Genomic DNA, 19,584 nt, shown 5'->3' on the forward strand with positions numbered 1-19,584 from the left:
GGCCCGCCTCCCCCGCGACAGGGAGACGGGCCTCGGCTCGTGCTGGTGGTGGTGCGGTCAGTAGTCGCGGCCCTCGGCGCGGAGGACGTCCTCGAAGCGCGAGAGGATCTCGCCCGCGCCTCGGAGGTCGTCGGCGTCGACATGCCCGGCGAGCCACAGCCCGCGCACGACGTCGGCGGCGGGGTCGTCGAGCGACGGCCCGAGGGGCGACGGGACGAACTGCCAGGACGCGGGCACCTCCTCGCCCTCGGCGTGCAGCGTGTCCGCGATGGCGAAGTGCCACGCGAGGGAGACGCCCCACGGGTCGAGGGCGAGGTCGCCTTGCCTCACCTCGTCGAGGAGGAGGCGCACACCACGGGCGCTCACGAGAGCACCTCGGCGGGGCAGCGCGAGCCCGCGAGGAGCGAGCCGCACCCATCACACGAGGAGCGAGCGAACTCGACGTGCTCGCCCTCGCCGTCGCACACCACGACGACGAGGCCCTCGACGGCCTCGAGGGGCGCGGGCTCGGTTGCGGGGCAGTAGTGCTCGTGCCCGCTGGTGTCCGCGTTGGCGGCTGCAGAGGTGCAGCACGCACAGAGGAGGAGCGGCGTCGCGGTCATCGGCCCCCCTCCTCGTCGACCGGGCGGAGGTGCTCGCGGAGAGCGCGCACCACGGCACCACCCGCGAGGCGAACGCGGACCATGCCGGGCTCGAAGGGCACCGGCCCGAGGACGGTCACGCGCTGCACGCGGTAGGTCATGCGCGTCACGCCGAACGACACACGGCCCGAGGGGATCTCCCACACGACGGCGCTCATCGGTCGCCCTCCTCGAGGATCTCGGCGACGGCGGCGCGGGCCTCGTCACGGTGGGCGAGGTAGAGAGCGCGGCCCTCGGCCTCGACGTCGTCGACCTCGTCGAGGTCGCCCTCGTCGTCGAGGCCCTCGGCTGCAGCCTTGACGAGGAGGAGCGCGAGGCGGCGCGCCACGGCCTCGAGGAGGACGGAGGCGGCGTAGGTGAGCCCGTCGCCCTCGCCCCACTCCTCGGCGGCGGGTGCGAGCGGCTCGGCCAGGAGCCCGACCTCGTCGGCGTAGCCGTCCTGCCAGAGGCAGAGGTCGGCGAAGGCGCGCCACCGCCCGTAGGTGTTCACGGGGAGGGCCTCGCGGGCCACCTCCTCGACGTGGTGCTCGAGGTCGCCGGGGGTGTCGAGGACGTCGTCGCGGAGCCGCTCGGCGATGTCGTCGCGGACGCCGAGGAGGAACACCGCGCCGGGACTGTCGCGGCGGTCAGGGTCTCCCACCTCGGCGAGCCGGGCGAGCGTGTAAACGTCGAGGGCCTCGAGGTCGAGGCGCTCGGGGCATGCGGTGGTCATCGGTTCCCCTCTCGGCGGGCCTTGCGCTGTGCAGCGATGGCGGGACGGTTGGCGGCGTAGTAGCGGGCGACGGCGGCGCGGTTCTCGCGGCGCGCGGTCTCGGGCTCGCGCTCGGCCCGCTCGCGGACGATGGCGGCGGAGCACGGGCGGCAGTAGACGCGGAGCCCGTCGGCGCGGGTGCGGTCCTTGCCGAACGCGGAGCGGTCGAGGGTGCTCTCGCAACGCGGGCAGGTCTTGAGGTCGCGGCCAGTCGCTTTCATCGGGCACCGCCTCGAGCTCGAGCGTCGGCGTCGGTCCACCGTCGGCGGCGCTCGGCGAGAAGGACGGTCACGACGGCCCCGTCGCGGGCCACGACGACGCCGAGGTCGCCCCGCTGGTGGACGCGGCCTCGGTCGCTGCCGTAGACGACGGAGGCGTCGCGGACGGTCTCGACGACGTCGGCCCACGAGACGCCACGGGCGCTCATCTTGGCGAGGGAGTGAGCCGTCGGGCGGAGCCGCTCGGCGTCGGCGCGGAGGCTCACGCGGCCACCTCCTCGAGGAGGGCGGCGGCAAGGGCCAGGACGGCGAGCCCGGCGAGGAGGAGAGCGTCGCGGATCTCGGCGAGGCGGGAGTCGCGACGCCCGGCGAGCGGGTCGGACACAAGCGGGCGCGGCTGGCGGGCGGCGGCGACGAGGTCGAGGGCCTCGGCGGTGTGGCGGTCAAAGGCGGTCATGGCTGGCGGGCTCCTATCTGTGGGGCCTCCCCGCGCCCGAGGGGTCGAGACTCGAGCGCGGGGAGGGGACTAGCGGGGGAGGTGTCAGGCGGCGGCGCTGGTGCCCTTGTAGGTGTCCTGACAGGTGGCGCTGGTGGGCGTCGCGGTCGCGGACGCGGGCAGCGGGGAGAGGAGGACGGACGCGCCCTCGGCGAGCGTCCATGCGACGCCGTCGGCGTCGGTGCCGTCGTCGCGGGTGATCTTCACGCCGACGTAGGCGATCCGTCCGGCCTCCATGAAGGTCTTGCAGCCCTTCGTGAGGGTTGCGGTGTAGCCCTCGGGGAGGCCGGGGAGGGACAGGCCCGAGACGTAGCCGGGACGGGTGCCGGTCGCGGAGACGGAGCCATCCCAGGCATAGGACTCGCCGGGGAAGAACTCGAGCCCGCTCGGGAGGGACAGCACACCGCTCGTGACGGTCGGCGCGGTCTTCGTGGTGGTCGTCGTCGCGGTGCTGTTGAGGGCGAGGCCCTGTGTCGTCCACATGCCGACGAACTTCCCCGTCGAGCCGTTGCCTCGGATGTTGGCGTGACCGAAGAAGGCTGCGAGGGCTGCGCCCATGCTGGCGACGAGGAGGAAGGACAGCGCGCCGGTGACGAGGCGGGCGCGGCGTGTTGTCGGGCGGAGGACGGCGAGCGGGGAGCGGCGCGCGGTGTGGCGAGCGCTGCGGGTTGTCGCGGGGGTGGTGCTCATGATCTGAGGTGCTCCTCGTGTGTCGGGATTGGGTATCTCGTGCCGAGATCCCGGAACGGACATACGGACCATAAGCCACCGGGGAGACAAGGTAAAGACTCCACAGAGGCGGCGTCGTGTCGTCTTTACGGAACCGTGACGGAAGGGCCTACTCTGTGCGCTTGTGAAGAACGAGGGGACCGACCTGCGCGAGGTCGCCGCGCCGAACCTGCGAGCCCTGCGAGCGCGGAAGCGCTGGCGGCAGGCAGACCTAGCCGAGGCCGCGCGGATGGCGCGCTCGACGCTCGCCGAGGTCGAGGCCGGGAAGCGGCGGCTCTATGTCGACGAGGCGGTCGACATCTGCGCGGCCCTCGGCTGCACGCTGGCGGATCTCCTCGCCGGGGATGAGTGCGCCGACGCGAGGAAGGCCCTCGGGATCTAGCCAGGCGGGCGTGTAAACGACGAAAGCCGCCCCATCCTGTCGAGGAGCCCGCCAAGGCTGGCGACAGGATGAGGCGGCAGGGGTCGAGTCTAGGCGGCGTCGAGGTCGACGGGCGCGGGATCGGGGATGCCGAGGGCTACGTCTTCGCGATGGGGCCTAGCGGGCTCACGCGGACTCGAGGACGGCCTCGCGGAGGTCGGCGAGCGTGTCCTCGTCGAGCGGCTCGACGCCGTCGAGGCCGGGCTCCTCGTCGGGCTCCTCGAGCGACCATGCGCGGAGGCGGTAGCGCTCGATGGCCTCCTCGCGGAGGCGGCGGTGATCCTCGAGGGCGGCGCGCTGGCGCTCGCGGTACTCGAGCACCTCGGCGGGAGCCATGCGGACGAGGTCGCCCGCCTCGACGGCGGCGTCGACTAGGCGCGTGTCGCGGGCGAGGGTGCGAAGGCCCCAGGCACGCGCGGCCATGCGCTCGCCGTGGAAGAGGCCACGGCCACGGAGGCGACGCTCGACGATCTCGCGGAGCACCTCGAGCGCGCCGTCGCGGCCCTCGAACGCATAGGCGAAACGCACGCGGTCCACGTTGTCAGGGTTGCCGAGGACGGTCTCCTCGAGGGGGTGCAGCGGTCGAGGGCCTCGAGCGACGCGGAGGGCGCGGCGCTGCGCGTTGGCTGCGAGGTCGACGAGGGAGGGCGGGGTCTCGGGGAGCATTAGCGAAAGTCCTTCACTGACAGGGGTTTACGTCTCGGAGGCGATGCGGTCGCGGAGGGTGCCGACGTCGGAGACGAGGGCGCGGGCCGTCGCCTCGAGCCGGTCGAGGACGTCGTCGAGCGGCTCCTCTGCGAGGGGAGGGCGCGACACGGGGACGAGGCGAACGACGTTGTGGGGCAACGGATCGGGGATCATGCGCCCCACCGCCCGGCGTTGGCCGCGCGGGTAGCGCGCTCGACATCGACCTCGTCGAGAGCCCGCCCGAGGCTCGCGAGGATGCGCTCGTTAGTCAGGAGGTGGCCCACCTCAGCGAGCACGGCCTCGGAGCGCATGCGACAGGTGACGTACACGGCACCGGAGGACGACACGCGCTTGTAATGCGGGGGAAGGCGGAGCGCGTCGAGGATCTCGTCGGCGCGCTGCTCGGCCTCGGGAACGTCGACCATGACGAACGTGAGGACGAGGTGCGGCATCTCCTTTTTGCGGGTGCGGGCCATTGCTCGCCCGTAGGCGTCGAGCATGGCAGCGATCCACTCGCGGTCAGACTGCGAGAGGTTGAGAGGGTGTGCGGTCATGGGTGAGAGTCCTTGTCTTGCAATGGAAACGGGAGAGGCCCACCCGAGAAGCGTTGCAGGGCAACGATCCTCGAGCGGGCCTCTCGGTGTCGGATCGAGGTGGTCAGCCTCGGATGCGGCGAGCGCGGGCGCGGTTCGAGCCCTCAGACGTCGAGAGGACGAACTCCTCGACGGAGACGCCCGCCTCTCGGGCCTTGCGCTCGGCGATGATCCGGCGCGGGGTGCTCATCGTCGCGAGGATGGCTCGAGCGACCGCGCCGTCGTCAGAGGCGACGCCGCCTCGGATGCTCGCGGCGATCTCGGCGGCGGTGCGCTTGTCGGCGCTCATGCGCGGCCACCACGACGGCGGGCGCGGTGCGCGGCGGCGTGGGCGTCCTTCGCCCTCTCGGCCTCGGCCTCGAGGTCGGTGCCCAGGACGACGGCCTCGCCGCTCTCGGCAGCCTGTCGCACGAGGTCGCGAGGAGCGATGCGGACGGCGTCGCCGATGTCGCGGAGGCGCTGGTCGAGCCCGACGACGCGGCGCTCGCCCGTCGGCGAGGCGTAGGCGAAGTGACCACGGCCCACGGTGCGCGAGGTCTCGGGGCGGACGCCCACGACGTTAGCGAGGGCCTCCCGCTCGCGCACGGCCTCCTCGAGCGCCTCGAGGGCCTCGAGGGCGCGGGCGTCGGCGTCGAGGTAGCGCTCGCGGGTGACGGCGAGGGCGGCGTCGCGGCGCTCGCCCGTCCACGCGGCCCACTGTGCGGCGACGTAGGCCTTGCCCGCTGCGGTGGCGCGGCGCTCGGCGGTGCGAGCGACTAGGCGCTCGTGGGCGGTCGCGGCCTCGCGCTCGGCGAGCCAGAGGTCGCGAGCGTCGCCCGACGGGGCGGGGTGCGCGTCGGTGTAGGCGCGCACGGCGGCGTTGTGGGCGCGGTGCGCCTCGACGGAGGCCTCGCGGGCCTCCTGCCATGCGGCGTACTCGTCAGCCACGCCGAGAGCCTCGCGCACGGCCTCCGGGGCGATGCGCTGCAGCCCGTCGCCGGGGCGGTAGTCAGCGGGAGGGCAGGGGAGCCAAACGTGAGAAGCGGTCATGATGGGTGAGTCCTGTTCTGTGAGAGGGCATTACGAGAGGGAGAAGCCACGACGCGGCCCGTAGGGGCGTCCGTAGCGGCTGCGCGGGACGTAGGCGCGCTCACGCTCGGTGCGCTCGTCGCGGTAACGGGGATCGGTGGCGCGCTTGTCGCGAGCCTCAGCGGCGCGGCACTCGCGGCACTTGGCGAGCGGGCGACCGTTGGCGCGGTGCGTGAAGTCGTCGACAGAGCGCTCGCGGCCACACGGCCCGGCGCACGCCTTGACGGGGCGGGGCTCGGTGCCGACAGGGGCTCGACGGGGAGCGCGGAGGAGGTCGAGCGGGAGCGGCTGGCGCGGGATCTCCTCGACGATCTCCTCGAGGCTGTCGTCGTCGAGGTCGACGAGGATGCCGTCATCCCAAGCGAGGTCGACGTCGTCGTCGAGGTGCAGGAGCCCGACGACGGCGGTAACGGTGCCACCGTGGCGGACGAGGCGGAGGGCCTCGGTGTGGTCAAGGGCGGCGATCTCGTCGAGCGCGCGCCCGAAGGCGTGGAGCCCGAGGTCGAGCCCGGCCTCGCGGCAGAGGGTGAACAGGTCGCGGCGCGAGAGGCGCACGGCGACGGCGTCGGGCTCGGCGTAGTCGTCAGGGAGCGGGCGGGCGGCGACGTGGAGGAGCGCACGCGCGGTGCGCTGCGTAGCGGTGAGGCTCATGGGTGAGAGTCCTTGTCATGGTGGGGTGTCCTTTCATGGGGCGACCGGGCGCGCTTGCGACCGGGGCGCACGGCCTCTAGGCGCGTGCTGGCGGCGGGGCGGGCAGCGTTGCGAGAGTGAGGCCCTCGACGTCGCGGCGACGCCGAGGGCCTCGGACCCATCACAAGAGCGGCCACCCATAGCCGCCTCACCTCCCCTCGAGGGGGAGGGAGTCAAAGGGGGTGTCTCCCGCGCGGGCGCGGGCGGAGGGACTTGGAGGTGACGAACCCACGCGGGAGACGGTGTCGCGGCCTCACCTACAGAGACGCGACGGAGGAGGGCCTCCCCCGTCCGCTCGACGCGCTGCCAGATACGCGGAGGGACGGGGGAGGCGGTGCTCGAGGCGGAGCGGCTCGACGCCCTGCTCCCATGACCAAATGAGGAAGGGCGGAGCGGCTCGACGCGCTCGAGCGGCTCGAGCGCGAGGAAGGACTCTCGCGGGCTCGAGGGACTAGCGGAGGATGTCGCGGGCGGCGCCCTCGACGAGGGCGTCGAGACGGGCCAGGAGCCCGGCAGCCTCCTCGAAGTCGTGACGGGCGACGGCGTCGCCGATGGCGGCGTGTATCTCGCGGCTCTCGGCGACGAACCGGGCGCGCTCGTCTGCGCGTTGCTCGCGGTACTCGGCGACGCGGTGAGCGGCGCGGCAGAAGCGCGCCCCGTGGGCCTCCTGTGAGGCGTCGAGCGGTCGCGAGCACCTGCGGTAGGCGCAGGGCGTCATGGTGCCTCCTAGGCGTGTGGTGGCCCGTGTGGGCGTATGTACGGACGGAGGCCGAAAGAGAAGCCGCCCGAGGTGGGCGGCGTTGCATACGGGCCTCTATGGGATACGTCTGTGAGGGGTGCCGGATCGGCTCACGTTTGCCGGAAAGTCTCACGCACTGAGACGACGGCCTCGACGGCGGCAGGGCGCGAGAGGCGGGTCTCTACAGGGGAGGTGTCCGCGATGGTGCCTAGCGGCTCACGCGCACTCGCCCTCTATGGGATACGTCTGTGACGTTGGGGCACAACGGGTTTCGGCCAAACCTGCAGGTCAGAGGGCATGTATTTTGCCCGCCGAGGGTGGGTGCGGCTCACTCGCGTTACCGCTTCGTTACAGGCCATCTGCAGCCGGAGCGGCCTCGTGCCGCACCGGTGAGGCGGCGGGCGGCGGGCTCCTAGCTAAACCTCACCCATAGGGGGGACACGGGAGCAATCCCCATTAGGGGGGATGCTTTTTGTCGAGTATCAGTCAGTTACAGGAAATGCCTCCCGTGTTCCCCCTATGGGTGAGGTTTCAAGGCACCTCGAGCCGCCCCTCCCCGCGTCGCACCTCGGCCCGGCGCGGCTCGCCCTCCCGCGAGGCGTGTAAACGGGTTTACACGGCCCGGCACGGGCTCGAGGAGGAGCGGCGCGGCCTCGAGGACGCCCGCTCGCGGCCCGTCAGCGGCTCGAGGGCCTCGGGCACGACAGAGGCCCTCCTCGGCCTGCAGCGGCGCGGGGAGGGCCTCGACGAGGGCCAGGAGGACTAGGCGACGATGCGCGAGCCGCCCTCGGCGTCGGGAGCGATGCCGCGAGGGTGCGCGGGCTGCGCGACGAGGGTTACCCGCGAGGCGTCGAGCCCGTGGACACCTCGACGGCCCTTGGACACGGTCAGGACCGCGACGTTGGCGGAGAGGAGGGCGCGGCGCGCCTCGACGTCGCCCGCCTCCCACGTCTCGCGGAAGGTCGAGCCCGTGCCGACGAGGGCGACCTCGGGGGAGGACGCGGCGGAGCGGAGGGCGGCGCGGCGCTCCTTGAGCGAGGCGAGGCGAGCCATGAGGGAAGCGACGTCGGCGTCGTCCTCGCCGAGGGCTGCCGTCGTCTCGGCGACCGCGCGCTCGACGTCGGCGAGGTCGGCGGCGCTGGCGCTCTCGGTCTCGGTGAGGGTGAACACCTCCGCGTCGCCCACGGCCTCGAGGAAGACGCGCTCGACGTACTCCTCGACGCGCTCGGCGTTCACGGAGACGCCGGGGCAGACGCCTCCGTCGCCCTTGCGGCTGCAGACATAGGAGACGATCCCCTTGCCGTCGCTGCGGACGTAGAGCGGCGAGCCGCACGCGGCGCAACGGATGACGCCCGACAGGAGCCGCGCGGCGCGGCGACGCTGCGGTCGCACCTCCTCGCCCTTGGCGGGCACGAGGAGCGCGCGGAGGCGGTGCCAGGAGTCGCCGTCGAGGATCGGCTCGAAGATCTCAGCGGGGAGCCCGTCCTCGCCGCGCACCACCTCGCCGCGATGGGTCACGCGCCCGAGGATGGCGTCGGAGGTGAGGACGCCGAGGAGCACCGTCCGCGACCACCGCTTGCCGCTCTTGGACGGGATCTCGCGGGCGTTGAGGTCGTGGGCGACGGCGTAGACGGTCTCCCCGTCGAGGACGCGGCGCGCGGCCTCGCGGATCACCTCGGCCTCCGTGGGCTCGATGACGAGGACGCGGCCCGGCCCGTCAGGGTTCGGCGCGGAGACGTAGCCGTATGGGCGCTGCCCGCCCGCGTACCGGCCCGAGGTGCGGAGAGCCGCGAGGGAGGACAGGACACGGGTGCGTGTGTTCTCCCGCTCCATGCGCGCCACCTCGGCGAGCACAGAGGCGATGATGCGCCACGCGGGCTGTGACGAGGCGAGCCCGTCGCGGTCGGCGATGAAGAGAGCCGAGGGGCGCTCGTCGAGCACCTCGATAAGCGCGGCGAGAGCGCCGAGGCCCTGTCGACTCCACCTGTCGAACTTCCACACCGCGAGGACGTCGGCCTCGCCGTCGCGGAGCATGCGGAGGGCCTCGTCGGCGTTGGCGCGGGCCTTGCCGCCCGAGACGCCGTCGTCGGCCAGGACGCGGACGACGTCCCATCCCTCGCGCTCGGCGCGGAGGCGGAGGTCGGCCTCCTGCCTCGCGATAGAGGTAGAGGCGTCGTCGCTCGAGGACAGACGGACGTAGAGGACGGCGCGGGGCGTGGGCTTGCGGGTCATGGCTGGCGGGCTCCTGTCGTGCTGGTGGTGCGGAGCCGCCACAGTACCGCAGTTAGGAGAGTCTTGGGACGTCGACGACGCGTTCGTACATCTCGCGGCGCTCGGCCTTCCACGGCACGTCGCGGTGGAGCACGTCGAAGAGCCCGTCCGCGCCGCCGAGCCAGCCCGGTCGGTAGTCGACCCACGCGCCGCGGGTGAGCGTTGTGCGGGTCAGACCCGAGCCCAGGTCGTGCAGGACGATGTCGTCACCGGTGTCGAGGAGCGAGGCCTGCCATGCCGTTGCCGTCATGGTGACAGCGTACGCCTTGTTCGAACGAATGTGCTAGTGCGTGGCGGAGGCTTCGGTGAGGCGGTCGAGCTCGGCGGTCAGCTCGCGACGCAGGTCGTCGTGCTGCGGGCCGAGCACCGTCTCCGGCGCTGGGTCGCTCCAGCGCTCGCCGGGGTGCATCCACACCGGTTTCGGCGCGACGTCGCCCTCCCAGTCGTAGCGCGGCCACACGTGCGCATGCAGGAACGCGTCAGTGTTGCCGAGGATCTCGTAGTTGACGCGCCGGAACGCCGAGTCGCGGCGCGAGCAGACGACATGGACCGCCTCGCCGAGTCGGTCCATGTCGTCGAGGAACGCCAGCCGTCGCTCCCGCGGCAGGTCGGTGAGCCGGTCGATGCCGGGGGTGTCCGAGATGAGCACGCTGTAGCCCGGGATGAACTGCACGTCGCCGATGCACGCGAACCCGGCGGACAGGCGGCGTAGCACCGACGGGTTCTCGCCGCGCAGTGCGGCGCCGACGCGGTCACGGGTCCAGTCGAGCGGCTCGGCGGTCATGGGCCGTGACGATAACGTCGTTGCATGACAAGAGGCGGGAGGCCGGCTCGCGACGACCGGCAGGAACGCAACTTCGCACGCGGCATACTCGCCGGCGCCCTTGCCATCGCCATCGTCGTCGCCATCGTGGTGGTCGCGGCCCAGCTGGGCTGACCGCCGGACGAGCTCAGACCGGCCACGCCTCCAGGCGCATCGGCGCGTCCCAGAACATCCACTCGTAGCGCGCGGCCGTCGTGAACGCCTCGTGCATCCGCGCCACCACGGCGGGCGAGGACTCGGCCGCGACCCGGTCGACGATCTCCCGAGCCCGCGCGGTCGAAGCGGCGAATTCCGGGTCGCCGTAGGTGGCGATCCAGTCGCCGAACGCGTGCCCGCCCGGGTCGCCGACCCGCTCGCGCATCCGACGACCCACGTCGTCGTAGATCCAGAAGCACGGCAGGATCCCCGCGACGAGAGCCGGATAGCAGCCGCCGCCGGCAAGAGACCAGAGGTATGCCGTGTAGGCCCGACAGGTGGGCGAGGGCGTCGCCCCGGCGAGGTCGGCGACGTGGGCGGCGTGCAGCTCACGCTCGACAACGACGGTCGTGCGCGCCGACTGGGCCCAGAAGATGAGGTCGTCGGGGTCGGTCGACTGGCTCGCCGCGGCGGCCAGGACCCGGCCGTAGTCGGCGAGGTAGAGCGCGTCCTGGGCGAGGTAGTGGCGGAACACCCCTTGGTCGAGCGACCCATCCGCGAGGCTGGTGAGGAACGGTAGCTCGTCGATGGCCACGCGGATGTCGGCGATGGCCGACCAGGCATCCGTCGAGAACGTCATCGGCTGCTCCAGAGCTGGTGGAAGTGGTGGACGGGGCCGGGCCCGTGGCCGATCTCGAGGTCGCGGGCGGCCTCGAGTGCGCCGGTGAGCCAGTGCTTGGCGTCGCGCACCGCGGGCAGCCAGCCGTCGCGCTGGGGGAGCAGGGCGGCGATGGCGGACGACAGGGAGCAGCCGGTGCCGTGGGTGTTGTGGGTGTCGATGCGCGGCTCGGTCAGCTCGACCGCGTCCCTCGGGCCGTCGGCCCACACGTCGACCGCCTGGGCGCCGGTTGCATGACCGCCCTTGAGGAGTACGCGCTTTGCGCCGAGGTCGATCAACTGCCTTGCCTGCCAACGCATTTCGTCCACTGAGCTGGCTGGCTCGGCATCGAGCAGGACGGCCGCCTCGTGGAGGTTTGGCGTGACCGCACCGGCGAGGGGAACGAGTCGCCGCATGGCCGCGACCGCGTCGTCGTCGAGCAGCCGCGAGCCACTCGTCGACACCATCACGGGATCGAGCACGACTGGGCAGTCGAGCACATCGTCGACGAGCCGCGCCACCTCCTCGACGATCTCGGCCGTGGCCAGCATGCCGATCTTCACGGCGTCGACGCGCACGTCGTCGACCAGGGTCGTGACCTGCTCGCGCACGAACTCCGGGGGCACGACGTGGACCCCGGTCACGCCGCGGGTGCTCTGGGCAGTGAGGGCCGTCATCGCCGCGCAGCCGTAGGCGCCGAGCGCACTGAAGGTCTTGAGGTCGGCCTGGATTCCCGCCCCACCGGACGGGTCGCTGCCCGCAATCGACAGGGCGACCGGTGGGCGGGTCATACCGGCGCCTCCCACTCGGCACGCAGCTCCCGGGCGGCGGTCTCCGGGTCAGGCGTCCCGCAGATGGCGCTGATCACGGCGATGCCCTGTGCGCCGGTGCCGACGAGCCGCCGCACGCGGGGTGGGTGGATGCCCCCGATGAGGACGCACGGCCAGGGGCTCACCGAGGCGACCTCGAACGCCGTGCGCACGCCGCCGGCCGGCGCGTGGTTGGGCTTGCTCGGGGTCGGCCACACCGGCCCGACTCCCAGGTAGTCGACCGCGTCGCCCAGTGGGCGGGCCGCCTCGACCATCTCGGATGTCTGCACCGACAGGCCGAGCAGGGCGTTGGGCCCGATCGCCTCGCGGGCGGCAACCACGTCACCGTCGCCCTGGCCGAGGTGCACGCCCTGGGCGCCGATGGGTGCGACGAGGTGCGGCCGGTCGTTGACGATGAGCGGTATGCCGTGTGGCGCAACGGATCTCACGAGTCGCCGACCGAGGTCGACGAGCTCGTCGTCGGATGCCGCCGGGTCGCGCAGCTGCACGCAGGTGACCCCGCCACGGGCGGCCGCTTCGACAGTCCTGACCACGCCGTCCGGGCCGCCACACAGGGCAGTGTCGGTGACGAGGTAGAGGGTGAGGTCCAGAGGCGGTCGCACGGAGGACCTCACGAGACGCGCACGCGGGAGGCGAGCTGGTCAGGAGTCAGGAGCTCGAGAGCATCGAGCAGATGCACGGCGAAGCTGCCCGGCCCCTGGGCCTGGGCAGCGGCCTCGTCGGCGGCCACCGTGAGGTGAGCCGTCGCGGCACTCGCGGCGAGCAGCGGGTCGTCCGTGCATGCGGCATACGCAGCCATGAGGGCGCCGAGCGCGCACCCCACGCCGGTCACCTTGGTCAGCCACGGGTGGCCGTTGGACAGGCGCACGAGGCGGGTGGCGTTGAGGACGTGGTCGACCTCGCCGCTGACGGCGACGACCCGGACGCGGTCGGTGAGGCCGCGGGCCGCGTCCACCGCGGCCTCGGGTGCGTCGGTGCTGTCCACCCCGCGCCCACCCGTGCCACCGGCGAGGGCCAGCACCTCGCTCGGGTTGCCGCGCACCACCGTCGGGCCAAGCGCCACCAGCTCGTGGGCGAGGTCGGTGCGCCAGGCGAGTCCGCCGGCGGCGACCGGGTCGAGGACCCACGGTGTGCCGGCCGCGCCCGCCGCCGCGACGGCTGCCCGCATGGCGGCGACCGTGTCGTCCTGCGGCGTGCCCAGGTTGACCAGCAGGCCGCTCGCGACCCGGGCGAAGCCGCCCGCCTCGTGCGGGTTGTCGACCATCGCCGGTGCGGCACCGGCCGCGAGCAGCACGTTGGCGGTCCAGTTCTGCACGACCGTGTTGGTGATGCACTGCACCAGCGGGGTCGCGCCGCGCAGGGCCTCGAGCGTGGTGGCCAGCTGGTCGGCGGTGACGGTGGTGTCGGCCGAATTGGGTGGGGTCGATGGCGTCATCGGTGACGTCCCTTCGCTAGTTCTAGCTAGATCAGGTTCGACGGGTGTGATCTCAGCCGTGCGCCGCACGGCACCCCGCGTCAGTTCCGACCCTACGGCACGGCATACGAGCAAACGAGTCCGGTCTTGCGACAATGGGTGGGTGCCCCTCTACCGCGACGAAGGCATCGTCCTGCGCACCCAGAAGCTGGGTGAGGCGGACCGCATCGTCACGCTCCTGACCAGGGGGCTCGGCAAGGTGCGCGTCGTCGGCAAGGGCGTGCGGCGCACCAAGAGTCGTTTCGGGGCCCGGCTCGAACCCGGCATGCACGTGGATGTCCAGTGCTACGAAGGGCGTTCGCTCGACACGGTGACCCAGGCCGAGTGCCTCGACGCGTGGGGCCACATCCTGGCTCGCGACTACACGACGTGGACCGCTGCCACCGCGATGCTCGAGATCGCCGACCGCCTCACCGAGGAGCGCGAGGTGACCGTGCAGCAGTACCTCCTGCTCGCCGGCGCCCTGCGCTCGATGTCGGACGGGGTGCACGACGCGGGGCTCGTCCTCGATGCCTACCTGCTGCGCGCGCTCGCCATCGCCGGGTGGGCGCCCAGCTTCCACGACTGTGCCCGGTGTGGCGCGCCGGGTCCGCACCGGGCGTTCAACCTCGCCTCGGGCGGCACGGTCTGCCCGGTATGCCGTCCGCCCGGCTCGGCCGCGCCGGCGCCGGAGACGCTGGGCCTCCTGGCGGCGTTGCTCGCCGGCGACTGGGTCATCGCCGACGCCTCCGACCCGCGCCACCGCCGCGAGGCGAGCGGCCTCGCGACGGCGTTCCTCCAGTGGCACCTCGAGCGCGGCATCCGCTCGCTGCGGCTCGTCGACCGCACCGGCTGAGCGGCGCTCAGCCCGGACTACCCACCGCGGCCAGCACGTCGTCCCGTTCGCAGGCCTGGGCGAAGGCGGCGATCCGGCGCCGGATCTCCCGGCCCAGCAGCCACGAGCCCACCGGGTGACCGACAAACCGCAACCAGCGCGGCCGCACCGAGAACGTGTACTTCCACGTGGCCAGTGTGCCCTCGATGCCGTCGCGCCCCTCCGCGCGGAACCGCCACCCACCGCCGAACTGGTCGAAGAACCACGGACCCTCGACCATCGTCATCCCGACGTTGGTGGGTGGGTGGTACGACACGTACTCGCTCGTCATGGCCGGCCCGAGCCGCGCGAAGGTGCGGGTCTGCACGCCCTTGCCCGGCGCCGTGGCGCCGCCGAGGAAGAACTGCCTGCGGATGAACGGGTCCCAGCTCAGCCGCAGCTCGCCCGTCGTCTGGGAGACGGCGAAGGCCGTGGCGGGCGGCACGGGCACCCACACCTGCTCGCTCACCTGTGGCATCCCGGCACCCTAGCCGGGTGGCCCTGCACCGGCGGTGACCGCGACGCGACACAATGGCGCGCGTGAGAGGTGACCACGCGGCATACGCCAAGCCCTTTGCGCACCCCAGCGGGGCGCAGCCCCCGGCGATCCCGCGCGAGCTGGTGCCGAACCACGTTGCCGTGGTGATGGACGGCAACGGGCGTTGGGCCAACCAGCGAGGTCTCGCGCGCACCAAGGGACACGAGGCGGGGGAGGCCGCACTGCTCGACGTGGTGGCCGGGGCGATCGAGATGGGCGTGGGTCACCTGTCTGCCTACGCCTTCTCGACCGAAAACTGGAAGCGGTCGCCGGAGGAGGTGCGCTTCCTCATGGGGTTCAACCGCGACGTGATCCGGCGGCGGCGCGACCAGCTGCACGAGTGGGGCGTGCGGATGCGCTGGGTCGGCCGCCGGCCACGCCTCTGGGGCTCGGTCATCAAGGAGCTCGAGGTCGCCCAGGAGCTCACGAAGGACAACACCGGGCTGACGCTGTACTTCTGTGTCAACTACGGCGGGCGGGCCGAGCTCGGTGACGCCGTGCAGCGGATCGCCGAACAGGTGCAGCGCGGCAAGCTCAAGCCGGGCTCGATCGACGAGCGCACCATCGCGCGGTACCTGCCCGAGCCGGACATGCCCGACGTCGACCTGTTCGTGCGGTCGTCGGGGGAGCAGCGGACGAGCAACTTCCTGCTGTGGCAGAGCGCCTACGCCGAGATGGTCTTCCAGGACACGTTGTGGCCGGACTACTCGCGCCTCGACCTGTGGCGCGCGATCGAGACGTATGCCGCGCGCGACCGTCGCTACGGCGGCGCGGTCGACACTTCGGGGTAGCCAAAACGCGCAATCCGATTCGTCACTTTCTCGACCATTTCTCCCACCTGCTCCTACGGTGCCGACAGAGCAACGGTGCTCGCCTCATCCCCCCCTTGGAGGTAGGTCGTGGGACGCACGCACACAGGTGTGCTGGCAGTCGGGCTCTCGGGAGCCCTCCTCATCTCGACGATGGCAACCGGGGCGGCCGCCGCGCCCCTGCCGCGGGCCGTGCCGGGCGGCGGCGCACAGGCGGCGGCAAGCGTCGACCCGCTCGCGGTCACCGTGCCGGACGGGGCGCCGACCATCAGTGACGGCACCCTGACGGTTCGCACGCACCCGGACTTCCCCCAGGTGGTGGACTACCGCCTCGGCGGCAAGCAGCTCGCCGGGCGCTACGGCGGCGCGCTCACCTCGATCACCGTCGACGGGGTCGCCCAGCCCGTCACGGTCGGCACGCCGACGACGTCGGCCGACTCGGTGAGCTACCCGGTCACGTTCGACCAGCTTCCGGGCGCCTCACTCACCGCCGTGATCTCGGTCAAGGACGGTGCCATGACCTATGCGCTGAGGAAGATCACCGACCCGCAGCGCCGCCTGAACCGCATCGCCATCCCCGACCTCGACCTGGTGTCGGTGAGCGCAACGGACCCGAAGTCGCAGATCATGGCGACCACGCTCAGCGTCGACCGGGGCAAGCCGGGCGACAAGCTCATCACCGTGGCCGGTGCCGAGGAACAGGCCGGCAAGGACTGGATGGTCACGGCCAACGACTCCGGGCTGGCGGCCGGGTTCGAGACCAACGCCATCGGTGACAACACCACGACAAGCGTCGGCGCGAATGCCAACCGTTTCGCGCACCGCATCCACACGGTCGACGGAGTGCGCGTCGGCAGCGTCGCCGCCGCCGAGTGGACCTACCGCGCACAGGCCATCTCGACCTATGACGACGGCTCGGGCATCGGCGTCGACCCCGACCCGCGCATCACCGTCAAGATCACCGGCGACGCCAACACCGACGGCGTGGTCAGCTGGCAGGACGGCGCCATCGCCACCCGTGACATCCTCACGCCCTTCATCGGCCAGGACGACGTCAAGAACTACGTCATCCCACGCATCCCCTTCAACATCGTGTCGCAGGCGACCCACCCGTTCCTGCGGACCCTCGACGACACCAAGCGCATCTCCCTGGCCACCGACAACCTCGGCCAGCAGGCGCTGCTCAAGGGGTACCAGGCCGAAGGGCACGACTCCGCCCAGGGCGACTACGGCGACAACTACAACCAGCGTGCCGGTGGCCTGAAGGACCTCAAGACCCTCGTCGCCGAGGGCAAGAACTGGAACGCGACGTTCGGCGTCCACGTCAACGCGACCGAGTCCTACTCGGAAGCGAACGCGTTCAGCGACGAGCTGCTGTACATGCCGCCGCGCAAGGCCTGGGGCTGGATGAACCAGGCGTACTACATGAACAACCAGAAGGACCTCGCCACCGGCAACGTCTTCGAGCGCCTCGCCGAGCTGCGCAAGGACTTCCCGGCGGACTCGAACCTCAACTGGCTCTACTGGGACGTCTACTACCCGCGCGGCTGGGAGGGCAACCGGTTCGCGAACGAGGTGCTGAAGCAGGGCTGGCGGGTCAGCTCGGAGTGGTCCTACTCCCTGCCGCAGGCCAACACGTGGTCGCACTGGGCCAACGACGAGAACTACGGCGGCAGCACCAACAAGGGCATCAACTCCCAGCTCGCGAGGTTCGTCCAGAACTCCTACCGCGACACGTGGAACCCCGAGCCCAAGCTCGGCAACCCGAACGCCGTCGAGTTCGAGGGCTGGACCGGCCACAACGACTACAACGCCTTCATCAAGAACGTGTGGGAGCGCAACCTGCCCACCAAATTCCTCCAGCGCTCGGACATCATGCGCTGGGAGGACAAGCGGATCGCGTTCGAGAACGGCACCGTCGTCACCTCACCGCTGGAGAGCATCGACGGCCGCACCGTGCCCACCAACCGCACCATCACCTACGACGGTGCGACGGTCTACGACCAGGGCCGCTACCTGCTGCCGTGGAAGGACGGCGGCAAGGACCGCCTCTACTACTGGAACCCCGGCGGCGCCGCTGCCACCTGGCAGCTGACCGACGCCTGGCAGGGCCAGCAGTCCCTCGCCCTCTACAAGCTCACCGACACCGGCCGCGTCAAGGTCGCCGATGTTTCTGTCAGCGGCGGCCGGGTGAACCTCCCCGCCACGGCCGAGGGCACGGCATACGTGCTCTATCCGGCGTCCGCCGTCCCGGCGGCCAAGGCCCCGAACTGGGGTCAGGGCAGCGGCATCAAGGACCCCGGCTTCTTCTCCGAGAGCCTCGACGCCTACAAGACCTCGGGCGCCGTCTCGATCATCAAGAACAGCCGGGGCAACCCGCAGGCGGTCCTCGGCGCCGAGGAGTCGTCCATCGGCCAGCAGCTGCGTCTGCCAGCCGGCACGTACAGCCTCTGGGCGTGGGTGGAGGTCGAGCCGGGCAAGACCCGCAAGGTCACCGTCCAGGCCACGGGTGACGCCAATGCGGTCGGCTACCAACAGGGCACCACCGGCCGAGTGGCCACCACGATCACCTCGTCGTCGGCTCGCAACTCCACCGCCTCCGACGAGCTCCTCGGCACCTACTTCCAGCGCGTGCCGGTGAAGTTCAGCACCCAGGGCGGCCCGGTCAACCTGTCCATCCGCGCCGAAGCCGGTGCCGCGAGGGTGCGGGTCGACGACCTGCGGGTCGTGCCGTGGCAGGTGCCGGCCAAGACCGGGGCGGTCGCCGACACGGTGATGTTCGAGGACTTCGAGGACGTCGACACCGGCTACTGGCCGTTCGTCACCGGCACGGCCAACGCGGGCGGCGACGCGCGCACCCAGCTGGCCAAGCGGCACGCGCCCTACTCGCAGTCGGGTTGGTACGGCCTCACGTCCAACGGCGCCAGCACCGCGACGGAGGGCCAGAAGTACCTCGACAACGCGCTCGACGGCGACTGGTCGCTCATGGCCAACCAGGAGAACGGCGGCCTGATCCTGCGCACCACCGCAGCGTCGCTGCCAACGCAGGTCGGGCACAGCTATCGGATGACGTTCGACTACCAGGCGGCCTACGACGGCGACTACTCCGTCGTCCTCGGCAAGGACACGCCGAACGGTGCCGCCTGGAAGGAGAACATCGAGCGCACCGTGCCGCTGCCACAGGCTCGTGGCAAGGGGTGGCGCCTCGGTGACCAGGTGGGCAGTGGCACCAAGCAGTTCAGCCTCGAGTTCTCCACGCTCGACGCGACCCCGACGTTCGTCGGCATCACCAAGTCCGGCGGCAACATCCAGGGCAACCTCGTCATCGACAACGTCCGGCTGGTCGACCTCGGCGCCCGCCCGGTCGCCTCGGTCGAGGCGAAGGCCGCGGCGGATTCGCCCGAGGGGAAGGTGGCCCTCGACGTCACGACCAAGGTCAGCGTCGCGGCGGGCACGGCCACGGACGTCGTCCACACCCTCACCGGGCCGGCCGGCTGGCAGGTGACCCGGGTGGGTGGCACCAGCCCGACCCAGGCCTCCGCGACGCAGCCGTCGACCGTCATCTGGCGGGTCCTGGTGCCGGAGGGCTCGGTGGCCGGTGAGCTCACCTTCCGGGCCACGTGGCGCTACCAGGGTGGGAGCGGCTCGAGCAGCGCCACTTACCGGTTCGACCCGGCCAACCGTCCGCTTGCCAACCCGATCGGCGGCAGCGACCTGCGTGTCGCCGGCTTCTCGTCGCAGCAGGCGGAGGGTGAGCCGGAAGGCAGCGGGGTGGCCACCGCGGCCGTCGACGGCGACGTGAGCACCTACTGGCACACCCAGTGGGACCCCACCGAGGCGCAGTACCCGCACGACATCACCCTCCAGGTCGCCAAGGCTGGCGTCGCCACCTGCCAGCTGAGCGAGTTCGAGTACACCGCCCGCCAGAACGCCGCCAACGGCCGGATCAAGGGCTACCAGGTGTTCGTGTCGACCGACGGCCAGAACTGGGGAAACCCAGTCGCCAGAGGCGATTTCGCTGACGTCCTCACTCCGCAGGTCGTGCGCTTCCCAGCCAAGGGCGGCACCTACGTCAAGCTCGTCGGCACGTCGTCGATGAACGGCGCGGCGTTCGGCGGCGCGGCCGAGCTGCGGCTGGGAGGAGTCTGCAGCTGAGGCCC

The 19,584-nt window shown here is 71.8% G+C and carries 29 protein-coding genes and 1 riboswitch; of the genes, 6 read left to right on the forward strand and 23 right to left on the reverse strand.

Features of this window, described 5'->3' with window-relative positions; all coding sequences use genetic code 11:
• Nucleotides 1-57 precede the first annotated feature (57 nt).
• The 8 genes from HJG52_RS00630 to HJG52_RS00665 all read right to left on the reverse strand — a co-directional run bounded on the left by HJG52_RS00630 (nt 58) and on the right by HJG52_RS00665 (nt 2,796).
• A complete protein-coding gene (locus tag HJG52_RS00630) occupies nt 58-366 on the reverse strand; it encodes a hypothetical protein (protein ID WP_171241657.1) in 309 nt (102 codons plus the stop codon).
• Complete coding sequence (locus tag HJG52_RS00635; protein ID WP_171241658.1) at nt 363-602, reverse strand: hypothetical protein; 240 nt, start codon at nt 600-602, stop codon at nt 363-365. Before HJG52_RS00635 ends, HJG52_RS00630 begins: the two co-directional genes overlap by 4 nt.
• Nucleotides 599-799, reverse strand: a complete 201-nt coding sequence (locus tag HJG52_RS00640; RefSeq protein WP_171241659.1) for a hypothetical protein — start codon at nt 797-799, stop codon at nt 599-601. The genes HJG52_RS00635 and HJG52_RS00640 overlap by 4 nt, the downstream gene beginning before the upstream one ends.
• Nucleotides 796-1,353 carry a hypothetical protein gene (locus HJG52_RS00645; protein WP_171241660.1) on the reverse strand — a complete coding sequence of 186 codons (558 nt, stop codon included), beginning with the start codon at nt 1,351-1,353 and terminating at the stop codon, nt 796-798. The genes HJG52_RS00640 and HJG52_RS00645 overlap by 4 nt, the downstream gene beginning before the upstream one ends.
• Complete coding sequence (locus HJG52_RS00650) at nt 1,350-1,613, reverse strand: hypothetical protein (RefSeq protein ID WP_171241661.1); 264 nt, start codon at nt 1,611-1,613, stop codon at nt 1,350-1,352. The genes HJG52_RS00645 and HJG52_RS00650 overlap by 4 nt, the downstream gene beginning before the upstream one ends.
• Nucleotides 1,610-1,876 carry a hypothetical protein gene (locus HJG52_RS00655; RefSeq protein ID WP_171241662.1) on the reverse strand — a complete coding sequence of 89 codons (267 nt, stop codon included), beginning with the start codon at nt 1,874-1,876 and terminating at the stop codon, nt 1,610-1,612. The genes HJG52_RS00650 and HJG52_RS00655 overlap by 4 nt, the downstream gene beginning before the upstream one ends.
• Nucleotides 1,873-2,067 carry a hypothetical protein gene (locus HJG52_RS00660; RefSeq protein ID WP_171241663.1) on the reverse strand — a complete coding sequence of 65 codons (195 nt, stop codon included), beginning with the start codon at nt 2,065-2,067 and terminating at the stop codon, nt 1,873-1,875. Before HJG52_RS00660 ends, HJG52_RS00655 begins: the two co-directional genes overlap by 4 nt.
• An 84-nt stretch (nt 2,068-2,151) precedes the next feature.
• On the reverse strand, nt 2,152-2,796 hold the full coding sequence (locus tag HJG52_RS00665; RefSeq protein ID WP_171241664.1) for a hypothetical protein: 645 nt from the start codon (nt 2,794-2,796) through the stop codon (nt 2,152-2,154).
• Between the two features lie 163 nt (nt 2,797-2,959).
• On the opposite strand from HJG52_RS00665, the gene HJG52_RS00670 reads away from it, so the two are divergent.
• On the forward strand, nt 2,960-3,217 hold the full coding sequence (locus HJG52_RS00670; protein WP_171241665.1) for a helix-turn-helix domain-containing protein: 258 nt from the start codon (nt 2,960-2,962) through the stop codon (nt 3,215-3,217).
• A gap of 165 nt (nt 3,218-3,382) precedes the next feature.
• On the opposite strand, the gene HJG52_RS00675 is transcribed toward HJG52_RS00670, so the two are convergent.
• The 7 genes from HJG52_RS00675 to HJG52_RS00700 all read right to left on the reverse strand — a co-directional run bounded on the left by HJG52_RS00675 (nt 3,383) and on the right by HJG52_RS00700 (nt 7,012).
• Entirely contained in the window at nt 3,383-3,922 is a 540-nt protein-coding gene (locus tag HJG52_RS00675) for a hypothetical protein (protein ID WP_171241666.1), read from the reverse strand.
• 27 nt (nt 3,923-3,949) lie between these two features.
• Nucleotides 3,950-4,072 carry a hypothetical protein gene (locus tag HJG52_RS21165; protein WP_277352069.1) on the reverse strand — a complete coding sequence of 41 codons (123 nt, stop codon included), beginning with the start codon at nt 4,070-4,072 and terminating at the stop codon, nt 3,950-3,952.
• 41 nt (nt 4,073-4,113) lie between these two features.
• Nucleotides 4,114-4,497, reverse strand: coding sequence for a hypothetical protein (locus HJG52_RS00680; RefSeq protein WP_171241667.1), 384 nt, complete (start codon nt 4,495-4,497; stop codon nt 4,114-4,116).
• A 103-nt stretch (nt 4,498-4,600) separates the two neighbouring features.
• Nucleotides 4,601-4,825, reverse strand: coding sequence for a hypothetical protein (locus HJG52_RS00685; protein ID WP_171241668.1), 225 nt, complete (start codon nt 4,823-4,825; stop codon nt 4,601-4,603).
• Nucleotides 4,822-5,463 carry a hypothetical protein gene (locus HJG52_RS00690; protein WP_171241669.1) on the reverse strand — a complete coding sequence of 214 codons (642 nt, stop codon included), beginning with the start codon at nt 5,461-5,463 and terminating at the stop codon, nt 4,822-4,824. The genes HJG52_RS00685 and HJG52_RS00690 overlap by 4 nt, the downstream gene beginning before the upstream one ends.
• A 132-nt stretch (nt 5,464-5,595) precedes the next feature.
• Complete coding sequence (locus tag HJG52_RS00695; RefSeq protein ID WP_171241670.1) at nt 5,596-6,255, reverse strand: hypothetical protein; 660 nt, start codon at nt 6,253-6,255, stop codon at nt 5,596-5,598.
• Between the two features lie 490 nt (nt 6,256-6,745).
• Complete coding sequence (locus HJG52_RS00700) at nt 6,746-7,012, reverse strand: hypothetical protein (protein ID WP_171241671.1); 267 nt, start codon at nt 7,010-7,012, stop codon at nt 6,746-6,748.
• 544 nt (nt 7,013-7,556) lie between these two features.
• Here HJG52_RS00700 and HJG52_RS00705 point away from each other — a divergent pair.
• Nucleotides 7,557-7,799: a hypothetical protein gene (locus HJG52_RS00705; RefSeq protein WP_171241672.1), complete on the forward strand. Its 243-nt coding sequence runs from the start codon at nt 7,557-7,559 to the stop codon at nt 7,797-7,799.
• Here HJG52_RS00705 and HJG52_RS00710 read toward each other — a convergent pair.
• The 3 genes from HJG52_RS00710 to HJG52_RS00720 are packed head-to-tail and all read right to left on the reverse strand — an operon-like array spanning nt 7,796 to nt 10,088.
• Nucleotides 7,796-9,265, reverse strand: coding sequence for a recombinase family protein (locus tag HJG52_RS00710; RefSeq protein WP_171241673.1), 1,470 nt, complete (start codon nt 9,263-9,265; stop codon nt 7,796-7,798). The genes HJG52_RS00705 and HJG52_RS00710 overlap by 4 nt on opposite strands.
• A gap of 52 nt (nt 9,266-9,317) precedes the next feature.
• The gene (locus tag HJG52_RS00715) at nt 9,318-9,554 is read right to left on the reverse strand and encodes an alpha-ketoglutarate-dependent dioxygenase AlkB family protein (protein WP_206069827.1); all 237 of its coding nucleotides are present in this window, start codon (nt 9,552-9,554) and stop codon (nt 9,318-9,320) included.
• A 33-nt stretch (nt 9,555-9,587) separates the two neighbouring features.
• Nucleotides 9,588-10,088, reverse strand: coding sequence for an HIT family protein (locus HJG52_RS00720; RefSeq protein ID WP_171241674.1), 501 nt, complete (start codon nt 10,086-10,088; stop codon nt 9,588-9,590).
• Nucleotides 10,089-10,112: 24 nt separating this feature from the next.
• Here HJG52_RS00720 and HJG52_RS21170 point away from each other — a divergent pair, with 24 nt between their 5' ends.
• Nucleotides 10,113-10,241 carry a hypothetical protein gene (locus HJG52_RS21170; RefSeq protein ID WP_277352070.1) on the forward strand — a complete coding sequence of 43 codons (129 nt, stop codon included), beginning with the start codon at nt 10,113-10,115 and terminating at the stop codon, nt 10,239-10,241.
• Nucleotides 10,242-10,254: 13 nt separating this feature from the next.
• Here HJG52_RS21170 and HJG52_RS00725 read toward each other — a convergent pair whose 3' ends face one another.
• The 4 genes from HJG52_RS00725 to thiM form a co-directional block, all read right to left on the reverse strand.
• Nucleotides 10,255-10,902 carry a TenA family protein gene (locus HJG52_RS00725; protein WP_171241675.1) on the reverse strand — a complete coding sequence of 216 codons (648 nt, stop codon included), beginning with the start codon at nt 10,900-10,902 and terminating at the stop codon, nt 10,255-10,257.
• Nucleotides 10,899-11,711 (reverse strand): bifunctional hydroxymethylpyrimidine kinase/phosphomethylpyrimidine kinase, encoded by an 813-nt coding sequence (gene thiD, locus HJG52_RS00730; protein WP_171241676.1) that lies wholly within the window; start codon nt 11,709-11,711, stop codon nt 10,899-10,901. Before thiD ends, HJG52_RS00725 begins: the two co-directional genes overlap by 4 nt.
• Entirely contained in the window at nt 11,708-12,352 is a 645-nt protein-coding gene (thiE, locus tag HJG52_RS00735; RefSeq protein WP_171241677.1) for a thiamine phosphate synthase, read from the reverse strand. The genes thiD and thiE overlap by 4 nt, the downstream gene beginning before the upstream one ends.
• An 8-nt stretch (nt 12,353-12,360) precedes the next feature.
• On the reverse strand, nt 12,361-13,185 hold the full coding sequence (thiM, locus tag HJG52_RS00740) for a hydroxyethylthiazole kinase (RefSeq protein WP_171241678.1): 825 nt from the start codon (nt 13,183-13,185) through the stop codon (nt 12,361-12,363).
• Nucleotides 13,177-13,273, reverse strand: a riboswitch (TPP riboswitch). (Overlaps the previous gene by 9 nt.)
• 54 nt (nt 13,274-13,327) lie before the next feature.
• Here thiM and recO point away from each other — a divergent pair.
• Complete coding sequence (gene recO / locus HJG52_RS00745; RefSeq protein ID WP_171241679.1) at nt 13,328-14,059, forward strand: DNA repair protein RecO; 732 nt, start codon at nt 13,328-13,330, stop codon at nt 14,057-14,059.
• A gap of 7 nt (nt 14,060-14,066) precedes the next feature.
• On the opposite strand, the gene HJG52_RS00750 is transcribed toward recO, so the two are convergent.
• The gene (locus HJG52_RS00750; protein ID WP_171241680.1) at nt 14,067-14,555 is read right to left on the reverse strand and encodes an SRPBCC family protein; all 489 of its coding nucleotides are present in this window, start codon (nt 14,553-14,555) and stop codon (nt 14,067-14,069) included.
• Nucleotides 14,556-14,608: 53 nt separating this feature from the next.
• Here HJG52_RS00750 and HJG52_RS00755 point away from each other — a divergent pair, with 53 nt between their 5' ends.
• Together HJG52_RS00755 and HJG52_RS00760 are read left to right on the forward strand one after the other, a co-directional pair.
• A complete protein-coding gene (locus tag HJG52_RS00755) occupies nt 14,609-15,406 on the forward strand; it encodes an isoprenyl transferase (RefSeq protein ID WP_171241681.1) in 798 nt (265 codons plus the stop codon).
• Between the two features lie 108 nt (nt 15,407-15,514).
• Complete coding sequence (locus HJG52_RS00760; protein ID WP_171241682.1) at nt 15,515-19,579, forward strand: endo-alpha-N-acetylgalactosaminidase family protein; 4,065 nt, start codon at nt 15,515-15,517, stop codon at nt 19,577-19,579.
• Nucleotides 19,580-19,584 lie beyond the last annotated feature (5 nt).

The organism is Knoellia koreensis, assembly GCF_013041615.1.
GTDB classification, from domain to species: domain Bacteria; phylum Actinomycetota; class Actinomycetes; order Actinomycetales; family Dermatophilaceae; genus Pedococcus; species Pedococcus koreensis.